Here is a 2439-nt window from a genome sequence, read left to right on the forward strand (position 1 = left end):
AAAGGGGCTGGGTAGGGGCGAAGCGGTCGGGGGAGTTGCTGAAGTCGTTCTTCCAGGGGCTGCGTTAGCGCGCCCGCAGCCGCTACCGGGCCTCGGCCCGCATCGAGTCCTGCTGCTTGCTCAGGAACGATTCGATCCGGCCGTCCAGGGCGCGCTTGAAGTTGTCCTTGTCCTTCTCGACATGCGCCACCAGCTCGCGCACCCGCCAGAACTCCAGCGCCCCGAAGGCGCTGAGGTGCGGCCGCACGTAGACGTCCGGCGGATAGGCCGCCATCATGTGCGCGGTCAGCGAGTGCATCATGATCTGCGCCGCGCCGAACCACACATCGAGCGCCTTGTGGTTGGTCTTGTTGAGCTGCTCGGAGGGATCGCCGTTGACGTCGATACCGACGAGGATGTCGGTGTCGGCCGCCGCCTGGTCGAGCGGCAGCGGGTTCACCACGCCGCCATCGACCAGGAGGTGATTGGCGAACGACACTGGCTTGAACAGACTCGGAATAGCGATCGAGCCGGCAATTGCCTCGCGCAGCGGCCCCTCCGAAAATACTGCCTGATGCCAGGACTGGAAATCGGTCGCCACCACGTAGAACTTGGTCTTCAAATCCTTGAACTCGAGCGGGAACGGGTCGGGAAGGAACGCATCCACCACCTGCACGGCGTCGAGCTGCACGTTGAAGCCGGATTGGAAGAAGTTGCCAAGGTTGCGCACCTTGGCGCCCCACAGCCGTCCGGCGATGATCCGCATGGTGCCCAGCACCGAGAACGAGTGCTCCCTCAGTTCCGCTCCGGTCATGCCGCTGGCCCAGCCCGAGCCGATCAGCGCGCCGATCGAGGTGCCCGAGATCACGTGCGGCCTCAGCCCCATCTCGTCCATTGCCTCGATGTAGGGGATGTGGGTCAGCCCGCGCGCCGAGCCGCCGCCGAGCGCTACACCGATCCGCGGTTCGGGGGGCGGAGCATGGCCGTGCGTGTGTTCGCGGAACTCGCCGCGCAACCGATCGACAATCTGCTGCCCCCGCCGCTGTAGCGGCGTCGCATCGACCGGCGCTGTCATCTCATGGGTCACGATAAGGACGTAGGATACGCTCTGCTCGTTTATAAGATGTTCAGGCGGGTTTGAGTTCCCTTGCCACCGCTCGCCAGCCGATGTCGCGCCGGCAAAACCCCTCGGGCCATTCGATCCGGTCCACTTCCGCATAGGCCCGGTCGCGGGCTTCGCCCACGGTCCGGCCCAATGCCGTGACGTTCAGCACTCGCCCGCCATTGGCGATCAGCTTGCCGTCGCTGCGGAGCGTCCCGGCATGGAACACCATCAGCGTGTCGTCGTCCTGACCGTCGATCCCCAGGATCTCGCTGCCCTTTTCGGGATTGACCGGATAGCCCTTGGCGGCCAGCACCACGGTCAGCGCGACGTCGTCGCTGAATTCCGGCTTCACGCTCTTCAGCGTGCCACGCGCCGTCGCTTCGAGCAGGTCCAGTGCATCGGATTTGAGCCGCAGCATCAACACCTGACACTCCGGATCGCCGAACCGCACATTGTACTCGATCAGCTTGGGGCCCTTCGGCGTCACCATGATCCCGGCAAACAGCACCCCGGTGAACGGCGTACCGCGCTCCGCCATCCGGCGGATCGAGGGGAGGATGATCTCGTTCTCCACTTGCGCCGTCACTGCTGGCGTCATCACCGGGGCAGGGGAATAGGCCCCCATGCCGCCGGTATTCGGGCCGCGATCGCCGTCCCACACCCGCTTGTGGTCCTGCGCGCTGGGCAGCATCACCACGCTCTCGCCGTCGCAAAGCGCGAAGATCGAAGCCTCTTCGCCTTCGAGATACTCCTCGATCACCACGGTCGAGCCGGACTCGCCGAAGGCGCCCGAGAAGCAGTCGCGCACTGCGTCCGCCGCCTCATGGATGGTCATCGCTACCGTCACGCCCTTGCCGGCCGCGAGCCCATCCGCCTTGATGACGATCGGCGCGCCCTGGTCGTGCACATAGGCGAGCGCCTCGCTCTCGTTGTCGAACCGGCCATAGGCCGCTGTCGGTACCCTCGCCTCGTCGCAGATCAGCTTGGTGAAGGCCTTCGAGCCCTCGAGTTGCGCCGCCGCCTTGCTCGGCCCGAAGCAGAGGAGGCCCGCCGCCCGCACATCATCGCCCAGCCCCGCCACCGCTGGCGCATCGGGCCCGATCACCACGAAGTCCACCCGGTTGGCGATGGCGAAATCGATCACTGCCTTGTGGTCGGTGATATCCACCGGCACGTTCTCGGCGATCTCGCTAGTCCCGCCGTTCCCCGGCATCACGAACAGCTTCTCGCAGCGCGGCGAGCGGGCAATCGCCCATGCCAGCGCATGCTCCCGTCCGCCCGACCCGATCACCAGAATGCGCATGCTCGCCCTCTTCCTGCCCTCTCCCCTTGAGGGAGAGGGTGCCCTGCGCAGC

Annotated in this window: 2 protein-coding genes; both read right to left on the minus strand. The window is 66.0% G+C overall.

From position 1 onward, the window contains the following. Positions 1–82 precede the first annotated feature (82 nt). Positions 83–1054 carry a patatin-like phospholipase family protein gene (locus VW23_RS00530; RefSeq protein WP_176730289.1) on the minus strand — a complete coding sequence of 324 codons (972 nt, stop codon included), beginning with the start codon at positions 1052–1054 and terminating at the stop codon, positions 83–85. A 52-nt stretch (positions 1055–1106) separates the two neighbouring features. Continuing rightward, positions 1107–2387 carry a phosphoribosylamine--glycine ligase gene (gene purD / locus VW23_RS00535; protein WP_069907653.1) on the minus strand — a complete coding sequence of 427 codons (1281 nt, stop codon included), beginning with the start codon at positions 2385–2387 and terminating at the stop codon, positions 1107–1109. Between the last annotated feature and the right edge of the window lie 52 nt (positions 2388–2439).

The sequence above is a fragment of the Devosia insulae DS-56 genome (assembly GCF_000970465.2).
Taxonomy (GTDB): Bacteria; Pseudomonadota; Alphaproteobacteria; order Rhizobiales; family Devosiaceae; genus Devosia_A; species Devosia_A insulae.